Annotated in this window: 16 protein-coding genes and 1 pseudogene; 12 read left to right on the plus strand and 5 right to left on the minus strand. The window is 55.7% G+C overall.

Annotated features, from left to right (window positions below):
• The 3 genes from pgl to DW082_RS05960 all read left to right on the plus strand — a co-directional run bounded on the left by pgl (window position 1) and on the right by DW082_RS05960 (window position 3,044).
• A complete protein-coding gene (pgl, locus tag DW082_RS05950; RefSeq protein ID WP_055204758.1) occupies window positions 1-699 on the plus strand; it encodes a 6-phosphogluconolactonase in 699 nt (232 codons plus the stop codon).
• A 72-nt stretch (window positions 700-771) separates the two neighbouring features.
• The gene (locus DW082_RS05955) at window positions 772-2,232 is read left to right on the plus strand and encodes an ATP-binding cassette domain-containing protein (RefSeq protein ID WP_118457817.1); all 1,461 of its coding nucleotides are present in this window, start codon (window positions 772-774) and stop codon (window positions 2,230-2,232) included.
• Window positions 2,233-2,255: 23 nt separating this feature from the next.
• Window positions 2,256-3,044: a PhzF family phenazine biosynthesis protein gene (locus DW082_RS05960; protein ID WP_118457819.1), complete on the plus strand. Its 789-nt coding sequence runs from the start codon at window positions 2,256-2,258 to the stop codon at window positions 3,042-3,044.
• 38 nt (window positions 3,045-3,082) lie between these two features.
• On the opposite strand, the gene DW082_RS05965 is transcribed toward DW082_RS05960, so the two are convergent.
• Window positions 3,083-6,058 (minus strand): PEP/pyruvate-binding domain-containing protein, encoded by a 2,976-nt coding sequence (locus DW082_RS05965; RefSeq protein WP_055205137.1) that lies wholly within the window; start codon window positions 6,056-6,058, stop codon window positions 3,083-3,085.
• An 81-nt stretch (window positions 6,059-6,139) separates the two neighbouring features.
• Here DW082_RS05965 and DW082_RS05970 point away from each other — a divergent pair, with 81 nt between their 5' ends.
• The 3 genes from DW082_RS05970 (at window position 6,140) to DW082_RS05980 (ending at window position 8,274) form a co-directional block, all read left to right on the plus strand.
• Complete coding sequence (locus DW082_RS05970) at window positions 6,140-7,363, plus strand: hypothetical protein (RefSeq protein ID WP_055204753.1); 1,224 nt, start codon at window positions 6,140-6,142, stop codon at window positions 7,361-7,363.
• Window positions 7,364-7,444: 81 nt separating this feature from the next.
• Complete coding sequence (locus tag DW082_RS05975; RefSeq protein ID WP_055204752.1) at window positions 7,445-7,888, plus strand: peptidylprolyl isomerase; 444 nt, start codon at window positions 7,445-7,447, stop codon at window positions 7,886-7,888.
• Window positions 7,888-8,274, plus strand: coding sequence for a DUF3127 domain-containing protein (locus tag DW082_RS05980; RefSeq protein WP_055204751.1), 387 nt, complete (start codon window positions 7,888-7,890; stop codon window positions 8,272-8,274). Before DW082_RS05975 ends, DW082_RS05980 begins: the two co-directional genes overlap by 1 nt.
• 76 nt (window positions 8,275-8,350) lie before the next feature.
• Here DW082_RS05980 and DW082_RS05985 read toward each other — a convergent pair whose 3' ends face one another.
• Window positions 8,351-9,382 (minus strand): TlpA disulfide reductase family protein, encoded by a 1,032-nt coding sequence (locus DW082_RS05985; protein ID WP_182424107.1) that lies wholly within the window; start codon window positions 9,380-9,382, stop codon window positions 8,351-8,353.
• A gap of 249 nt (window positions 9,383-9,631) precedes the next feature.
• Between DW082_RS05985 and DW082_RS14290 the strand changes: the two genes are divergently transcribed.
• From DW082_RS14290 to DW082_RS06000, 3 genes are all read left to right on the plus strand, one after another.
• Window positions 9,632-10,180, plus strand: a complete 549-nt coding sequence (locus tag DW082_RS14290) for a hypothetical protein (protein ID WP_147386977.1) — start codon at window positions 9,632-9,634, stop codon at window positions 10,178-10,180.
• An 86-nt stretch (window positions 10,181-10,266) separates the two neighbouring features.
• Entirely contained in the window at window positions 10,267-10,815 is a 549-nt protein-coding gene (locus DW082_RS05995) for a hypothetical protein (protein WP_125147187.1), read from the plus strand.
• Between the two features lie 15 nt (window positions 10,816-10,830).
• The gene (locus DW082_RS06000; RefSeq protein WP_118457827.1) at window positions 10,831-11,457 is read left to right on the plus strand and encodes a hypothetical protein; all 627 of its coding nucleotides are present in this window, start codon (window positions 10,831-10,833) and stop codon (window positions 11,455-11,457) included.
• An 85-nt stretch (window positions 11,458-11,542) separates the two neighbouring features.
• Here DW082_RS06000 and miaB read toward each other — a convergent pair whose 3' ends face one another.
• Both miaB and DW082_RS06010 read right to left on the minus strand, forming a co-directional pair.
• Window positions 11,543-12,913, minus strand: a complete 1,371-nt coding sequence (miaB, locus tag DW082_RS06005; protein ID WP_118457829.1) for a tRNA (N6-isopentenyl adenosine(37)-C2)-methylthiotransferase MiaB — start codon at window positions 12,911-12,913, stop codon at window positions 11,543-11,545.
• A 3-nt stretch (window positions 12,914-12,916) separates the two neighbouring features.
• A pseudogene (locus DW082_RS06010) lies at window positions 12,917-13,830 on the minus strand (YitT family protein).
• A 126-nt stretch (window positions 13,831-13,956) separates the two neighbouring features.
• On the opposite strand from DW082_RS06010, the gene plsY reads away from it, so the two are divergent.
• Both plsY and DW082_RS06020 read left to right on the plus strand, forming a co-directional pair.
• On the plus strand, window positions 13,957-14,589 hold the full coding sequence (gene plsY / locus DW082_RS06015) for a glycerol-3-phosphate 1-O-acyltransferase PlsY (protein WP_101572534.1): 633 nt from the start codon (window positions 13,957-13,959) through the stop codon (window positions 14,587-14,589).
• Window positions 14,590-14,723: 134 nt separating this feature from the next.
• Window positions 14,724-15,068, plus strand: a complete 345-nt coding sequence (locus tag DW082_RS06020) for a TIGR04076 family protein (RefSeq protein WP_118457831.1) — start codon at window positions 14,724-14,726, stop codon at window positions 15,066-15,068.
• Window positions 15,069-15,255: 187 nt separating this feature from the next.
• Here DW082_RS06020 and serS read toward each other — a convergent pair whose 3' ends face one another.
• A complete protein-coding gene (gene serS / locus DW082_RS06025; protein ID WP_101572530.1) occupies window positions 15,256-16,524 on the minus strand; it encodes a serine--tRNA ligase in 1,269 nt (422 codons plus the stop codon).
• Between the two features lie 113 nt (window positions 16,525-16,637).
• Between serS and DW082_RS06030 the strand changes: the two genes are divergently transcribed.
• A complete protein-coding gene (locus DW082_RS06030) occupies window positions 16,638-17,735 on the plus strand; it encodes a glutaminyl-peptide cyclotransferase (RefSeq protein WP_101572528.1) in 1,098 nt (365 codons plus the stop codon).
• The last annotated feature ends 9 nt before the right edge of the window (window positions 17,736-17,744 follow it).

Here is a 17,744-nt window from a genome sequence, read left to right on the forward strand (position 1 = left end):
ATGGAAATGCTCTCTTTCGACTGCGTGCACGACGCACTGCAGGCAATGACCGAACAACTGGCCGCAGCGGTCCGGCAAAAAACGGACGGTCCGTTCCACATCGCCCTCTCGGGCGGCGGGACGGCCAAACTGCTATTCCGGCTCTGGGCGCAGGAATACGTACGGAAAATCGCGTGGTCACGGCTGCGCTTCTATTGGGTCGACGAACGATGCGTCCCGCCGGACGACCCGGAAAGCAATTTCAAATATGCCGACGAACTGCTGTTTCAAAAGATCGGCATCCCCGACAACCACCTGTTCCGGATACGGGGCGAAGAGGATCCCGAACAAGAAGCCCGGCGCTACGCGGCGGCCGTCCGGGCCGAACTGCCGCTACAAGACGGACTGCCGCGCTTCGATGCGGTCGTCCTCGGCATCGGCGACGACGGCCACACCGCTTCGATCTTCCCGCACACGCCCGGATTACTGACCGACCCGGCCTGTTACGCGGTATCGCGGCATCCGGTCACCGGTCAGTGGCGGATCACGATGACCGGCCCGCTGATCCTCAACGGGGCGGAACTGCTGTTTCCGGTCATCGGCCCCGGAAAGGCGGAAATCCTGCAAAAAATAGACGGCCCGCAGGGAGCGGAATATCCCGCGGGGTACATCCTCCGCCGCGCCGAACGGGCGGCGGTCTATACGAACTGTAAAATATAATCCCGCGCGCTCCGCCTTCCGGTCATCGTCGGGTATTTTTGCGTACCTTTGCGGCGACCAAACCGGAAAACGATGGAACAACCGATCATAGCACTGCAAAACGGAGTCGTCCGCGACGAAAGCCGGCGGTTCCGCACGCCCGTCAATTTCACGCTCGAAGCCGGGGAGCATATCGCCGTCATGGGGCTCAACGGCAGCGGCAAAACGATCCTAATCGAAACGCTGTTGGGCAACCTTTACCTCGCGGAAGGCAAGTTGAACTACGATTTCCGCTCGGACGACAACCGTGCGTCGCAGCACATCCGCTACATCACATTCCGCGACGCTTACGGCAGCGCCGACGGAGAATACTATTACCAGCAGCGGTGGAACGCCACCGACCGCGAAAGCGCGCCGCTGGCCTCGGAAATGTTCGACCGCGTGACCTGCGACCCGCTGGAACGCGAACGGATCTTCGATCTGCTCGGCATCCGCGGCATGTTGCAAAAACAGATCATCCTGTTGTCGAGCGGCGAGCTGCGAAAATTCCAGATCGCCAAAATGCTGCTGGCCGCGCCGCGCGTACTGGTCGTCGAAAGCCCGTTCATCGGACTGGACGTCGAGGCGCGCCGAACGCTCGAAGAGCTGTTCGTCACGCTGACCCGACGGTCGGACGTACAAATCGTGCTGTCGGTCTCGTCCCCGGCCGACATCCCGTCGTTCGTCACGCACGTCTGCACGGTGGACGGTATGCGGTGCGGCGCGAAGCAGACCCGCGAAACGTTCCTGCGCGACGAACCGTTCTCGCGACGCCGGGCCGAAATGACCGCCGCTTACGAACGGCAGCCGATCCAACTACCCCCTCCCCTCGCCGAACCGCTGCATTGCGACGAAGTGGTGCGGCTGCGCAACGTTACGATCCGCTACGGCGAACGGACGGTGCTCGACTCGGTAAACTGGACAATCCGGGGCGGCGACAAATGGACGCTGACCGGCGCCAACGGCTCCGGCAAATCGACGCTGCTGAGCCTGATCTGCGCCGACAACCCGCAATCCTACGCCCAGGACATCGTGCTGTTCGGACGGCAACGCGGATCGGGCGAAAGCATCTGGGATATCAAAAAGCACATCGGCTACGTCTCGCCGGAGATGCACCGCTCGTACATCAAGAATATCCCGGCGATCGACATCGTGGCGTCCGGATTTTTCGATTCGATCGGCCTGTACCTGACTCCGAACGACGACCAGCGGGCCGTCTGCGAAGAGTGGCTGAAGACGTTCGAAATGGGCGGACTGCGGGATAAATCGTTCGTGAAACTGTCGTCGGGCGAACAGCGACTGCTGCTGCTGGCGCGCGCCTTCGTCAAAGACCCCGACCTGCTGATCCTCGACGAACCGTTGCACGGACTCGACTGCTACAACAAGGAGCGCGCCCGCGCCGTGATCGAGGCTTTCTGCCGCCGGCCGGACAAGACGATGATCTACGTGACGCACTACGAGCGGGAGCTTCCCCGGTGCGTGGACAAAAAAATGGTGCTGCAAAAACATGCATAGCGAACCGGAAGTTCCGAACAACGATGAATACGTATAAACTATACCAGGTCGATGCATTCGCCGAAAAGTTATTCACGGGCAACCCGGCGGCCGTCTGCCCGCTGGACAGTTGGATAAGCGACGACCTCTTGCAGAAAATCGCGATGGAAAACAACCTCGCCGAAACGGCCTTTTACGTCGGCCGGGGCGACCGGTACGAAATCAGATGGTTTACGCCGAACACCGAGGTAGACCTGTGCGGTCACGCCACGTTGGCGGCGGCCCACGTCCTGTTCGAATACGAAGATCGGCGAGAAACCCCGATCCGTTTCTACTCGCCCCGGAGCGGGGAATTGCAGGTGAGCAAAAAACCGGACGGCCTGACGCTGGACTTTCCGGCCGACGAACCGCACGAAGTTCCGGTTTCGGACGAACTCCTGAACTGCTTCGATAAAAAACCGGTCGGGACCTATAAAGGAAGAACCGATTACATGCTGGTTTTCGCGAACGAAGCCGATGTCGCCAACATCGAACCGCGATTGGAATCCATCGCAAAATTGAAAGCCCGGGGGGTCATCGTTACGGCAAAAGGCGAAAAGGCGGATTTCGTATCCCGTTTTTTCGCTCCGCAATCGGGAGTCGCCGAAGATCCCGTCACCGGATCGGCGCACACGACCCTCGCCCCGTACTGGGCCGCAAAGTACGGCAAAACCGAACTGTCGGCGATACAACTGTCCGCCCGGAAAGGTTACTTACGGTGCAGAGTCCTCGGCGAAAGGGTCGAAATCAGCGGCCGGGCCGAACTCTATCTCAAAGGCGAAATCTACATCTGACGCTTCCCGGCCCGTTCCCGGCCTCTTTATCCTTCCGGTCATCCTTTGCGGATGATGCCTTTGTTTTTGCGGCCGTCGACGTAAATGTACAGCGGCTCCGTAAAACGGACATGCCGCACCAATTCGCTCTCGTAGACGGCTTGTTCGCCGTCCAACTGAGCCGCGTCGAACGCTCCGTCGCCGAGGAACGGGCTGATGGTCATGTAGCCGACGCCGAACGACGTGAGGTTCTGGAAAAAATGGGTCCCTTGACTCGGTTCGACGCGGAAATTTTCGAGCCCGCACTCGACGATCACTTTCGCTTCCGAAATCGCGGTCCACTTGACCGGAATGCCGAGCCACGGGTCGCTCGACCCCCAGCGTCCGGGACCGATCAGCACGTAGGAACGCTTTTCTGCGCGCATCCGGTTGTTCAGCGCGCCGATCTCGTCGGCGATCTGCTGCGTGCGCGCCGAATCGAACGCCTCGTTGCGAATATAAACCACGTCGCATACGTCGCCGATCGCGCCGAGCCCGAGAGCGTGTTCGGCATAGACCAGCGCGCCGTCGGGGGATACCTCCGACCAGTCGAGCGAAACGTTCGACTGCGTATCGACGATCGGACGTATCTGCAGGAAATTGAACACGCAATCCGTGCCGTACGGCACGTCCATATCGACGGCAAACTCCATTTCGATCGGGCAACGCATCTCTTTTTCGCCCATTTCGAGCAGGTCGCAGACGATCTGCGCCAGCGGGATCGTATCGTATTTCAGGATTCGCGAGAAGGTGACGATCTTGCGCCCGTCTTCGAACGTACTGTCCGTAATGCGTTGATTCTGCATATCCCAGGTCGAAGCGACATGACGCATGTTGCGAAAATGCTTCGCCTTGTTGATCTCGAAACGCTGCAGGTTCACCGCGTCGTCGATCGACGTTTTGAACTCTTCGGGCTTCAAGTTCAACGCATACATCTCGCGCTGCGTCTCGCTCAACGCCAGTTCGGGCGTCGAAAGTTGCAATACGTTTTTCGGATAACGGGGCGAAAAGCGGAGCGTCTGACCGCCGTCGACAACCAGCTTGCCGAGCCCGAACGCGAGGTTCACGATACCGTCCTGCGGCTTCTCGTCGCCGATCGGATAAAAATTCAGCGAACGGGCCACGCCGGAAATCGTCGGAAAGAAATACCCGCTGTCGGCCGTCCCGCACACCTCCTGGATCACGACGGCCATCTTCTCCTCGCTCAGCAGGTTGGCCGTCGCCTGGATATAGGCGCGGCTCGATGCGAAATAGACCGACGCATAAACGCTCTTGATCGCCTTGCCGAGCAGTCGCAGCGTCTGGTCTTCGTTGCTGGTCATCGGAATCATATAAGTCGAATAGATACCGGCAAAAGGCTGGTAGTGCGAGTCCTCCAGTTTCGAACTCGACCGCACGGCCAACGGTTTCGACGAGTGGCGGATGAAGATTCGCAGGTCGTCGACCAGCGACTCGGGCAGCCGCGAGCTGACGAATTCGGAAAGTATCTCGTCGTCGGAGATATCGGAGTTGATCACGTATTGCAGGCCGTTCTCGCGGATGAACTCGTCGAAACAGTCGGTGGCGATCACCAGCGTCCGCGGCAGGTAGATCCGCACGCCCTCGTACTTGTCGTAAAAGCGGTACTTATGCAGCATACTGTTCATAAAGGCCAGTCCGCGCGCCTTACCGCCGAGCGAACCGTTGCCGATCCGGGCGAAACCGATGTAATTGTCGTACGTGTCGGGGTCGAAACGCGCCACCACGCCGTATCCCTGCAGGATGCGGTATTCGCGGATCGCCTGCGCGATGAATTCGCGCATCCGGTCGATCGAGTCGAACGAACCGTTGTGCAGCTTGCGCACCGTCGCCGCCAACGAAAAAAGCCCGCGGGCATACATCCACTTCGACAGCCGGTTGCGTTCGCCGTGATAGAACAGCACCTCCTCGGGAATCTCCATAACCAACTGTTGCAGATCGCGCAGGTCGCGGGCGCGGCCGATCACGGTTCCCGTCTTCAAATCCTTGAACACGAAGTCGCCGAACGAAAACTCCTCGCCGATGTAGTCGCTCAGTTCGATCAACAGCGTCTTCGAATACTTCGCGATAAAGCCGACGCCCAGTTCCTCGGCCGTCGCGCGCATACTCTCCTGCGACGATTGCAGCAGGAACGGCATTTGCGGATTATCTTTTTTAATCAGCTTGCAGAGGTCGATTCCCGCATCCAGCTTTTCGCTCGACGCCGGATCGTCCTTGTGAATAACGAAACCGACGTCGGAAATCACCCCCAGCAGGTTGTTCTTGTATTTTTCATACAGTTCGACCGCCTCCGCGTAGTTCGTCGCCAGCAGGATCTTCGGCCGGGCGCGCTTGCGCAGCTTTTGCTGCTGCTCGTTGAGCGCCTCCTTCGCGAATTCGCGGCTCTGCTGCAACACCAGCTTGTAGATCGTCGGCAGGTAGGTCGAATAGTACTTCACCGAGTCTTCGACCAGCAAGATCGACTGCACGCCGACCTGCAGGATGTCGTTGTCGGCGTTCATCCGGTCTTCGATCAGCTTGATGATCGTCAGGATCAGGTCGGGATTGCCGTGCCAATAGAACGTGTAATCGATGGCCGACGTGTCCTCGTTCTCGATCCGCATCCCGATATCGCGCGAAAAATTGGTCAGCAGCACGATCGGAATGTCCGGCTGCTGTTCGCGGATCAGCTTCGACAAGTGGAAAACGTCGATCTCGCCGACATTGAACATACTGATTACCAAATCGAATCCCGGATCGTCGCGCAACAATTCGAGCGCTTCGACCGACGAACTGACGCGCCGGAACGACGGCGGATTGCTCAGGTTCAGATCGATGTACTCGTTGCTGATCTGCACGTCGATCCGGCCGTCCTCCTCAAGCGTGAACGCATCGTAACTGCTTCCGATCAGCAGTACCTTGCGGATGCGCCGCCGCATCAGGTTGCCGTAGTCGATCGTCGTGTCGGCCGTGATCCGGCCGATGGTATCCTGTGTCATAATCTTATCCGAATAGTGCGAAACAAACTTACGCATTTTTTGGAACTTTTTTTACCTTTGCACAAACTATCGAACAACCCTATGGCTAACTATACGCTCGAAGAAGTCACCTCGCGGCGGGCTGCGCGTGAATTTCTCGACCTGCCCAAACGGCTTTACCGCGACGAACCGCACTGGATCTGCCCGTTGGACAGCGACATCGAAAACCGGTTCCGCCCGCAGACCAACGAATTGCTGCACGACGGCGAAGCGATCCGCTGGATCGCACTCGACGAACGGGGCCGCGCGGTCGGACGCATCGCCGCCTTCTACAACCGCGAGTTGGTCAAAGCGTCGGAATACCAGCCGACCGGCGGCTGCGGATTTTTCGAATCGATCGACGACCAACGGGTAGCCGACCTGCTTTTCGACGCGGCGCGCGACTGGCTCGCCGCTCGCGGCCTGGAGGCGATGGACGGCCCGATCAACTTCGGCGACCGCGATTCGTGGTGGGGATTGCTGGTAAAGGGATTCGAATTCACGCCGCTGTACTGCAACCCGTACAACTTCGAATACTACGTCCGCCTGTTCGAGAATTACGGCTTCCAAAACTATTTCAACCAGCACACCTACCTGCGCGAACTGGCCGAAGGCCTGTTTCCGGAAAACGTTTACGAACGGGTCAAACGGCTGAAGGAAGAGCCGCGCTACCGGTTCGAGCACATGGACAAGCGCCGGATCGAAAAATACGCCGACGACTTCCTGGAGGTTTACAACAAAGGATGGGCGGGATTCTCGGGCGTCAAACCGATCGACCGCGAACACGCTTTCGCCCTGCTGAAAAAGATGCGGCCGATCATCGACGAACACCTGATGTATTTCGCCTACTACGACGACCGGCCGATCGGCTTCTTTTTGATGATTCCCGACCTGAACGGCGTGATCGGGCCGCTGAAGGGGCGTTTCGGCCTATTGCAGAAATTCCGCTTCCTGTGGCGGTTGAAGGTGACGAAAAAAGCGACGCGCATCTTCGCCCTCATCTTCGGCGTCGTTCCCGAATTCCAGGGGAAAGGGATCGAATCGGGCATGATCTACACGTTCGAACAGGACGTGGCAAAAAAGATCAAATTCAGGTATAAAAGCCTCGAACTGGCATGGATCGGCGACTTCAACCCGGTGATGATGCGGATGGTCGAGAATTACGTCTGCGCCCAGAAGCACAAAATGCACACGACTTACCGCTACTTGTTCGACCGCACCAAAGAATTCAAACGGGCGCCGCGGATGAACCTGCGCAAACGGGAACCGGCGACGGCGGCCGAATAGCGCCCGGCCCGGCCGGTTTGGAATTCAGCCGGTAAAGCCTTACCTTTGACTTGACCAATTACCGATAACAAAAAATAAACCATGACAAAAGGAATCATACATACCGAGAAGGGGGATATGACCGTCGAGTTTTACGACAACGAAACGCCGATCGCGGTGAACAATTTCTGCAAACTGGCCGAATCGGGCTTTTACGACGGGCTGACGTTCCACCGCGTTATTCCCGATTTCGTGATCCAGGGCGGCTGTCCGCAGGGAACCGGAGCCGGCGGTCCGGGCTATACGATCAAGTGCGAGACATCGGCGGGCAAACAGTATCACGACCGGGGCGTACTGTCGATGGCGCATCGCGGCAAGGACACCGGCGGATCGCAGTTTTTCATCTGCATGAACCGCACGAATACGGCGCACCTGGACGGCGTGCACACCTGTTTCGGCCGCGTGGTCGAAGGGCTCGACGTGATCGACCAGATCCGCCAGGGCGACCTGATTCTGAACATCGAAATCTTTAAAGACCAAGCGTAATGGAATTCGAAGGAACCGTATGGCGGGTACTTCCGCTCGTCAAGGGAACGAGCGCCCGCGGCGAATGGATGAAACAAGAGGTGGTATTCGAACTGCCCGGCGAGTTCAACCGCAAACTGTGCGTCGGGTTCTGGGGCGACAAGGCGCAGGAAGCCGGCACGCTGCAACCGGGCGAATCGGTCGCCGTTTCGGCCAACGTCGAATCGCGCGAATATAACGGCCGCTGGTTTACCGAAGCGCGCGCGTGGAGAATCACCCGCAAAGCGGCCCAGCAACCGCAGCCGCAGGCTCCGGTAGCCGACGGGCTGCCGCCGATGGACGCATTCGCTTCCGACGAACCGGCCTCGACGAGTTCGTCCGCCGAAGTAGACGACCTGCCGTTCTAAATCGGAATTTTACAACTAAAAAACGGTCTGGATTTCAAAAAATCCAGACCGTTTTCATTAGAAACCGGATACCGCTTCATTCACCCAAAATTTCGGCTATTTTCGTTTTCAGACTATCGCGATGAATCCCTCTGGCTATGATTTTTCCGTCGGGGTCAAATAATATACGGAGTCCTGCCCCGGATCCGTAAGATTCCGACGTCAGATTTTTATCATCAAATACCTGCGGCCAGGGTCTTTGTAACTTTTCAAAGGCGGTCAAAGCCATCGACCGCGGTCTTCTCACAACCACTCCCAGTATTTCGAAACGATCTCCCCGGCTATTTTTCCAGATGTCGCGTAAGTCTGCAATATAGGACGTATCAGAATAGCTGTTCCAGAAATCGACCAGTACGTATTTTCCGCAACCGATATAATCCGCCAGCCGAACCGACCCCGAATCGGCTCCTTCTTTTCCGACAGGAAAATCGACGAACGGCATTCCTTCCGCCGTCCGGCGGCAAACATCGACCCGCCGACGCTCCCGCTCCATAAAACGAAAACTGCGGATACGTTTTCCGGCCATAGCGTAAATCGTGTCAAAATCCTCGAACGGACGGAAAGGTTCTCCGGAAATCCAGGCCATCTGATACACACCCATCCAACTCATCCAATCCCGGCATACGAAAGCCCCCAGGGCATTGTCGTTCCGGCTTACAATCGGACCGGCCAATTCTTTCCACTGCGTCTTCCAGTGTGTCCAAAGGCTATCCTTCCGGAATTGCCGGACAGCGGCGTCTTTCGTATTCATCACAATCGTATGGCTATCAAATATTTGTCGACCAAGACACCTCGCTTGCTTAGCATATTCGTACAAAACCGCATTCTTATCCGTCCTGGCACATTGTTCATCCCCGATACCAATTTGTATGTCGGCCGCTTCGAGCACAAAAGCGATCTCATCGTACTCTAAACGAATTATACAGCACGAATCGCCTGTTATCCTTCCTCTGAATTCAAATTTACCGTCGGCGACTACCGTACTGTCGATAATACGCTCACGCGTATCTCCAAGACTTTCCAAATAAATCGTCTTCCCATCATAAGAAGAATCGACCGTTCCGGTCACGGTGTAATTTCCGCGCGAAAAACATGCTGTGCATACAACCGTAACAATTACAAAAAAAAAGTTTTTTCGACATACTCCAACGTATAAAACAACACTTTAAAAATAACAAAAAAACAGTAAACAAGCAAATTACAATAACTCGACGATAACCCGGTCGAATGACCATTTTAACCGCACAAAAAAAACACAATCAAATACTTTTTCTTGAAATAAATATTATTTATACTTACTGACATAATTGCCGTCATCATGAAACAACTATTTATTTTAATTATTATTTGTCTGCCATTCTTCCAAACCCTCGATGCCCAACCTCAACTCCGCGCAGGATCTCAGGATTTGTATCTTTTTTGTTCAAGCGTGACCGATGCGAAGGAAGGGATCCTAAGAGTGGAAAATCCGGATAATGACAATGATCCGTTGTATGAACATCGACCAATTCATTTTATCATGCTTTCCAAAGCGAAAAACATTTACGCTTGTTTCGATCATTACAATTATAATCCGACGCAGTTGAGTAAAATACGTACGGTCGAACCGGCTAAAGACCAAATGGAGATTATGATTACGTCGCGTGGTATGTTGAAATTTATTTATGAACTAAAACCCATTACCTTGGAAGACAAACTGGCCTCGTTCCGCACGAAAGAAGAGGTATGGACATGGATGGATTCGCTCAAGACCACCGGAAAAAGAATCTATATTTTGGACTGGAACGACTCTTTTAATCAAAACGGTAACGGGCAGATCAAACTGATCCAGGTGATGCCGGGTGCGACTAACCGTCCGCTTTACTGACAAACGGCAAATTAACTGAAAATTACCGGCGGAAGGAGTTGCATCTTTCCGCCGGTTTCATTAAATTTACCTATATTGTTTCGATTATGAAACTTCTGTTATTATTCGCACTTATTTGTCCGGCCGCACTGACGGTATTCGGCGCCGAACCCCAACCGCGTGTCAAGGGCGATGCGATCTATTTCTATTGTACTTCACGCACCGATCCCGACGAAGGCGTCGAAAGAAGCGAAAATCCGGCAAACGACAATAATCCGCTTTATGTACATCGACCTATTTTATTTCGGATGGTTTCGAAAGCCAAAGATATTTTTATCCATTTTGCTTTTTACAACTACAATCCGACCGAATTAAGCAAAACCCGCCCGGTAATCCCGGTGAAAGACCAAATGGAAATCGTCACGGGACCCCGAACCATGCTGCGGTTTATCAATACGTTCAACCCGATCACGCTGGAAAACAAATTGGCATCCTTCAAAACGAAAGAAGAATCATGGGCCTGGGTAGACTCGCTCAAAGCAACCGGTAAACAGATTTACCTGATCGATTGGAATGATCCGATAAATGGTAGCGGAGGAACAGAACTCAGACTGATCCAGGTAAGGCCTACCCTTACCAACCGTCCGTCTTACTAACAAATTAAATACTAAATGATAACTATCGGCAGAAAGGTGCGATTCTTTCTGCCGATTTTCATTATATTTACAAAAACGAGCCTGTCGAATTATGAAACATGGTTGCTATTTGTATTCGTTTGCTCAGCGGCATTCACGGCACTCGGTGTCGAACCCCAACCCCGTGTCAAAGGCGATGCGATTTATTTATACTGTTCCGCATCTACACAAGACACCCGGGAAGGCATCGAAAGATTCGAAGATGCTGAAAACGACAATGACCCGTTATTCGCGCATCGGCCGATCAGTTTCGAAATGAAATCGAAACAAAAAAACATTTACATACTCTTTTTCCATTGCAGTTTCAATCCGGCGGAACTCAGCAAAACCCGCCCGGTAGACCCCGCAAAAGATCAGATGGAAATCGTCACGGGACCCCGAACCATGTTGCGGTTTATCAATACGTTCAATCCGATCACGCTGGAAAACAAATTGGCATCCTTCAAAACGAAAGAAGAATCATGGGCGTGGGCAGACTCGCTCAAAGCCACCGGTAAACAGATTTACCTGATCGATTGGAATGATCCGATAAACGGTAGCGGAGGAACAGAACTCAGACTGATCCAGGTGGCACCAACAACTATCAACCGACCGCTTTTTTAGATATAAAAGCAGACTAAAAAAACCGGAGGACAGGGACATGCTTTCCGCCGGTCTGTTTTTTCAGTTTTGGGACTTTCGAAAAGAGCTAAAGCAGTTCGCCGATCAGCGTGGCCGAACTGCAATCGGTGATCCGGACGGTCGCGTATTCGCCGATCCGCCGGTCGCCGCGGTCGAAGACGACGACTTTGTTCTGCGACGTGCGGCCGAACAGCCGGTCGTCGCTGCGTTTCGAAACGCCTTCGATCAGCACTTCGAACGTGCGGCCCACGTCGCGGCGGTTGCTTTGCAGCGACAGTTCGTTCTGCAGGCCGATGATTTCGGTCAGTCGGGCCGTCTTCACGTCATCGGGCACGTCGTCGGCATAGCGGCGGGCCGCCTTGGTATTCGGGCGTTCGGAATATTTGAACATGAAGGCAAATTCGTAGCCGACTTCCCGCATCAGCGACAGCGTGTCGCGGTGATCCGCATCGGTCTCGGTGCAGAAACCGGCGATCAGATCGGTCGACAGCGCACAGTCGGGCAAGATACGCCGGATCGCGGCGATCCGGCCGAGGTACCACTCGCGGGTGTATTTTCGGTTCATCAACTCCAGCATCCGCGTGCTGCCGGACTGCGCCGGCAGGTGGATTGCGCGGCACAGGTTCTCCCGCCGCGCCATCACATGCAGCACCTCGTCGCTGAGGTCTTTCGGATGCGAAGTCGAAAACCGCACCCGCAACAGCGGATCGATCCCGGCTACCGCATCGAGCAGCGCGGCGAAGCCGGTCGAATGCCCGTCCTGTTCCCAACGGTACGAATTGACGTTCTGCCCGAGCAGCGTCACCTCGCGGTAACCGGCGTCGAACAGCTCGCGGGCTTCGCGGAGAATCGTCCGCGGATCGCGGCTGCGTTCGGCTCCGCGCGTATAGGGAACCACGCAGTACGAACACATGTTGTTGCACCCGCGCATGATCGAAATAAAAGCGCTGACGCCGTTCTTATCGAGCCGCACCGGGGCGATTTCGGCATAAGTCTCCTCCTGCGACAACAGCACGTTGACCGAACGGCTGCCGTCGCCGGCCTGCCGCAGCAGCCGAGGCAGATCGCGGTAAGAGTCCGGCCCGGCCACGATATCGACCAACTGTTCGCGCTCCATCAACTGCTCTTTCATCCGTTCGGCCATGCAGCCGATCACGCCGACGAGCAACGCTTTCTTACGCCGCTTATAAGGCTTGAACTCGCGCAAACGGCCGAGGACGCGCTGCTCGGCATTGTCGCGTACCGAACAGGTATTCACGAGGATCACGTCCGCTTCGTCGATCCGCTCGGTGTAACGGTATCCGTCGCGCTGCAGGATCGACAGCACCACTTCGCTGTCGCTGACATTCATCTGACAGCCGTAGGTTTCGATATACAGTTTACTGCCATCGCCGGACAACGGCCGCAGTTTTTTCAGATTTTCGGCATTGAAATCCATCGTTTACTCTTTTTGCGGGAAAGGCTTGAAACCGTCCCCATAAGTTTCGTCGGCATCGACAATCACGACGAACGCCGTCGGATCGATCTCGTGCACCATACTGCGCACCATCGACACCTCGCCACGGCTCACCACCACGAAAATCACCTCCTTATCCCGCGCGGTGTACAAACCCGACGCCTTCAGGTAAGTGCCTCCGCGTCCCATTCGTTCGAGGATATATTCCCGGATCTGCTCGCGCCGGTCGGAAACGATGAACAGCAGCTTGTCGTAGCTCGCGCCGTCGAGGATATAGTCGATGACCCGCGACGAGACAAAGATAGTGACTAACGAGTAAAGCGGCAAGCGCCAGTCTCCCAAAACGATCATGCCGAACAGTACGACGCACGAATCGACGATCAGTATTCCGCGCGAAAAGCGGATGTGCGCGTAGCGCGTCAGTAACTTCGCGATGATGTCGGTGCCTCCCGACGTGGCGTGCGACTTGATGATCAGCCCGGTTCCGGCGCCGATCAGCACGCCGCCGAAGATACACGGCAGGAACATGTCCTGCGACAGATTCATGCTCCGCCGAACAGCGTTTCGGGACTCTCGCCGAAAAGCCACGTCATCGCGTTCATCGAAAGGGGGATCAACAGCGCGGAAAAAATCGTTTTCGCCCCGAACGCCCGCCCGAATACCTTCATCCCGACCAGCAGCAGCGGGATGTCGAGCATCAGGCCGAACGTCCCGACCTGCACCGACGGAAACAGATAGTGCAGCACGATGCCGGCGCCGTACACCCCTCCCGGCACGATGCGGTACGGGTTCATAAACAACACGAACCCGGCGGACAGCACGACACTGCCGACGAACACGTAAATCCACGAAACGACGGACTGTCTCGCAAGCCATCGGTCGTATACTTTCGGAATCATAACATTCCTCCTTTTTCTATTTTCGTTCCAATAAATAACAAAAGTAATCAATTCTGTTAAAAACCAAACTCCGGATTTCGTTTATGCGTTTTATTTGCCTAATTTTGCGGCTTAACGCGAAAAATCATGGTACTCAATATAACCTTAATCGTCATTGCTTATCTGCTGGGATCCATTCCGAGCGCCGTATGGATCGGCCGCCGCTTTTACGGCATCGATGTCCGCGAACACGGCAGCCACAACGCCGGAGCGACCAACACGCTGCGCGTGCTGGGGCTGCGGGCGGCGCTTCCTGTCTTCGGGATCGACATGCTGAAAGGATTCGTCGCGGTGATGCTGTCGCACCTGACCGCTTACGAAAACGGCAGCGACGCGATGTTCGACCTGAAGATCGCGCTGGTGGCGGCAGCCGTGATCGGGCATATCCTGCCGCTGTTCGCCGGGTTTCGCGGCGGCAAGGGCGTCGCCACGCTGGCGGGAGCGGTGTTGGCCGTCTATCCGTCGGCCGTGTTGTTGTGCCTGCTGATTTTCGGGATCGTCTTCGTAACCACCCACTACGTATCGCTCGGTTCGATCAGCGCCGGGATCGCGTTCCCGATCTTCGTAATCGGCGTATTCGGCGAACGGTCGGTATCGCTGATCGTATTCAGTTGCGTCATTGCGGTGTTGCTGCTGTATACCCACCGCAGGAACATCCAACGGCTGTTCGACCACAGCGAATCGAAGACCTATCTGTTCAAAAAAAAGGACAAAAAATAACCGCTTCCCGGAACAACCCGTTTGCAAAGGAGCCTGAAAAAGAATTTCCCAAAATTCGTTATTTTTAAGAAAACGCATCCTGCCCCCGCCGGCACAGACGATCTTACCCGACGCAGAGCAAAAACAGATCCGATATGAAAAAAGTGAAAATAACGGTGCTGAAAACCACCCTGGACGAAGAACTGGCCAAAGAGTACGGGGCCGAAGGACTGACCGCATGCCCGATGCTGAAACAGGGACAAACGTTTTATGCGGATTACGCCCGCCCCGAAGGATTCTGCGACGAAGCGTGGAAAGCGATCTACCAATACGCGTTCGCCCTGGCCCACGGAGCGGGAAACGGTCTTTTCTATTACGGCGACTGGATCCGGAAACAGGGAATGGCGATCTGCAGTTGCAACGACGGACTGCGTCCCGTGATTTTCAAGCTGGAAGCGACCGACGAAGAATCGACGATCGACTACACTCCGGTGCGGTAATTCGGCCCCGGCCGGAAACGCCGGAAGCGGAAAACCGTTCCCGCGCTTCCGAAACCGGCACTCACTCCGGCACGCCCACGGCGCATACCGGAGTTTGCTCCGCCCGCCGCGACAGGAACGTCGGATACCCATAAAAAAACGGACGGCAGCCCCGCGAGGCCTGCCGTCCGTTTTTAAAACCCGGTCGTCAGATCCGGTCGAAACGCGTGTATTGGGCCAACGCCGCCGGGATACGAATATTCTCCGGAGTCTGGTTGTTCTCCAGCAACGCCGCCAGGATACGCGGCAGAGCCAGCGAACTGCCGTTCAGCGTATGGGCCAACTGCGTTTTCTTATGAGCATCGCGGTAGCGCAGCTTCAACCGGTTTGCCTGGAACGACTCGAAATTCGATACGGACGACACCTCGAGCCAACGTCCCTGCGCCGCCGAATAGACTTCGAAATCATACGTAATCGCCGACGTGAAACTCATGTCGCCGCCGCAAAGTCGCAGAATCCGGTACGGCAGTTCCAGTTTTTGGACAATGCTTTCCACATGCGCGATCATCCCGTCCAGCGCCTCGTAAGAGCGGTCGGGATGCGCCAGTTGGACGATCTCCACCTTATCGAACTGGTGCAGCCGGTTCAATCCGCGCACATCCTTGCCGTAGGAGCCCGCTTCCCGGCGGAAACAGGGCGTATAAGCGGTCATCTTGATCGGAAAATCGGATTCGTCGAGGATTACGTCGCGGTAGATGTTCGTCACGGGCACTTCGGCCGTCGGGATCAGGTAGTAATTGTCGAGCGTCACATGGTACATCTGCCCCTCTTTGTCGGGCAACTGCCCGGTACCGAAGCCCGACGCCTCGTTGACCATCAGCGGCGGCATGATCTCGGTATAACCGGCAGCCGTATTGCAGTCGAGGAAAAACGCGATCAACGCGCGCTGCAGCGCAGCGCCCTTGCCTTTATAAACGGGAAAACCGGCCCCGGTCAGCTTGACACCCAGTTCGAAATCGATCAGGTCGTATTTGCGGGCCAATTCCCAGTGCGGCAACGCTCCTTCCGGAAGCGCGGGATTCGTCCCGCCCATACGCACCACCACGTTATCGGCCGCCGTCTTGCCGCGCGGCACGTCCTTGTTCGGGAAATTCGGCAACGTCACGATCACGGCGTTCAGCTCTTCGCCTACGGCCCGCAACCGCTCCTCCATGCTCCGCGAGCGTTCCTTCAACTGAACCGTTTTCGCCTTAGCGGCTTCGGCCTCCTCCTTTTTGCCCTGTTTGAACAGCATACCCACTTCCTTGGCGATGGCATTTTGCTGCGCCAGGCATGCATCCAATTGAGCCTGAATAGATTTACGTTCATCGTCCAGCGCTTCGATCTTCTCGACGGCCTCTGTGGCATCCACCCCCTTGACGGCCAAACGTTCCAGCGTAAACGCCTTGTCTTCCCTGATTTGCTTAAGTGTCAGCATTTGGTTTCGATCTTTTTAAATTTTTGTATACTGCTTTCGTTCGTTTTTACGTAATATCAGTGAGGCAAAGATACTATTTTTTCGTACCTTTGTAACCTGTGAATTCATAATTTATGGACATCCGGAAAAACATATCGCCGCTGGTCGTACTGCTGTTTTGCCTGTTAAGCGCATGCGTAGGAACCGGAGGAGCGAAAGCCGACGGCGTTTCTGAAAAGAAACGGGAACAGACGGAAAAGAAAAAAGCCGGCCTGATACGCAGCGTATCGCCGCTGTACGGCACCTACGTCACGCAGGGGGAATCGCAGCGGATCGTAGCGGAACTCGGCGCGGAAGTCGATAGCGTCGTTTTGTCGATCGGCGGCAGCCGCGTGACGGCGCTCGACACGGCGGGTTACGTGTATGCCACCGACGGGAAACACCCCACCGGACGGATCGTTTACCGAATCACCGCCTACCGCGACGGCGACAGCGACAGCCGCACCGGCGAATTTACCATCCTGGCCGCAAAAGCGCCCATACTGTACGGACACAAGGTGCTCAGGCAATATCCGCACAACGCCGACTCGTATACGCAGGGCCTGCTGTGGCACAACGGCTCGCTGTACGAAAGCACCGGCCTCGAGGGACGTTCGTCGGTACGCAGGGTCGAACTCGCCACCGGCAGGCCGGTCGTCACCAAAAAACTGGACGACAACCTGTTCGGCGAAGGCCTCGCGCTGCTGGACGGCAAGCTGTACCAACTGACCTGGCAAAACAACAAGGCGTTCGTCTACGATCTGGAAACGTTCGACAAAGTCGGCGAATTCGATTACAGCGGCGAAGGCTGGGGACTGACCACCGACGGGAAGCACCTGTATATGAGCGACGGCAGCGAAAAAATTTATGTCCTCGACCCGGAAACTTTCCGGCGGATACGCACGATCGAAGTCTATACCGACCAGAGCAAGGTAGCCTACGTCAACGAGATGGAGTGGATCAAAGGCGAAATCTGGGCCAACGTCTACATGACCGACACCATCATCCGGATCGACCCGCAGACCGGCGCGGTGACCGGAGCGATCGACATGAGCGGACTGCTCTCCGAAGCGGACGTCACGCCGGCGACCGACGTGCTGAATGGCATCGCCTACGACGCCAGAACGGGCCGGATTTTCGTCACCGGCAAAAACTGGAACAAACTATTCGAAATTTCGGTCCATCCGAAGTAGGGCCGACTC

The organism is Alistipes sp. AF48-12 (assembly GCF_003477565.1).
In the GTDB taxonomy this organism is placed as follows: Bacteria; Bacteroidota; Bacteroidia; order Bacteroidales; family Rikenellaceae; genus Alistipes_A; species Alistipes_A hominis.

What these genes read in the sequence shown, in the direction of transcription:
- miaB (WP_118457829.1), bottom strand. Translation starts at nt 12,913, where the DNA reads ATGGATTTCAATGCCGAAAATCTGAAAAAACTGCGGCCGTTGTCCGGC.
- DW082_RS05955 (WP_118457817.1), top strand. Translation starts at nt 772, where the DNA reads ATGGAACAACCGATCATAGCACTGCAAAACGGAGTCGTCCGCGACGAA.
- DW082_RS05965 (WP_055205137.1), bottom strand. Translation starts at nt 6,058, where the DNA reads ATGACACAGGATACCATCGGCCGGATCACGGCCGACACGACGATCGAC.
- DW082_RS05960 (WP_118457819.1), top strand. Translation starts at nt 2,256, where the DNA reads ATGAATACGTATAAACTATACCAGGTCGATGCATTCGCCGAAAAGTTA.
- pgl (WP_055204758.1), top strand. Translation starts at nt 1, where the DNA reads ATGGAAATGCTCTCTTTCGACTGCGTGCACGACGCACTGCAGGCAATG.
- DW082_RS14290 (WP_147386977.1), top strand. Translation starts at nt 9,632, where the DNA reads ATGAAACAACTATTTATTTTAATTATTATTTGTCTGCCATTCTTCCAA.
- DW082_RS06020 (WP_118457831.1), top strand. Translation starts at nt 14,724, where the DNA reads ATGAAAAAAGTGAAAATAACGGTGCTGAAAACCACCCTGGACGAAGAA.
- DW082_RS06000 (WP_118457827.1), top strand. Translation starts at nt 10,831, where the DNA reads ATGATAACTATCGGCAGAAAGGTGCGATTCTTTCTGCCGATTTTCATT.
- DW082_RS05975 (WP_055204752.1), top strand. Translation starts at nt 7,445, where the DNA reads ATGACAAAAGGAATCATACATACCGAGAAGGGGGATATGACCGTCGAG.
- DW082_RS06030 (WP_101572528.1), top strand. Translation starts at nt 16,638, where the DNA reads ATGGACATCCGGAAAAACATATCGCCGCTGGTCGTACTGCTGTTTTGC.
- DW082_RS05980 (WP_055204751.1), top strand. Translation starts at nt 7,888, where the DNA reads ATGGAATTCGAAGGAACCGTATGGCGGGTACTTCCGCTCGTCAAGGGA.
- serS (WP_101572530.1), bottom strand. Translation starts at nt 16,524, where the DNA reads ATGCTGACACTTAAGCAAATCAGGGAAGACAAGGCGTTTACGCTGGAA.
- DW082_RS05995 (WP_125147187.1), top strand. Translation starts at nt 10,267, where the DNA reads ATGAAACTTCTGTTATTATTCGCACTTATTTGTCCGGCCGCACTGACG.
- plsY (WP_101572534.1), top strand. Translation starts at nt 13,957, where the DNA reads ATGGTACTCAATATAACCTTAATCGTCATTGCTTATCTGCTGGGATCC.
- DW082_RS05970 (WP_055204753.1), top strand. Translation starts at nt 6,140, where the DNA reads ATGGCTAACTATACGCTCGAAGAAGTCACCTCGCGGCGGGCTGCGCGT.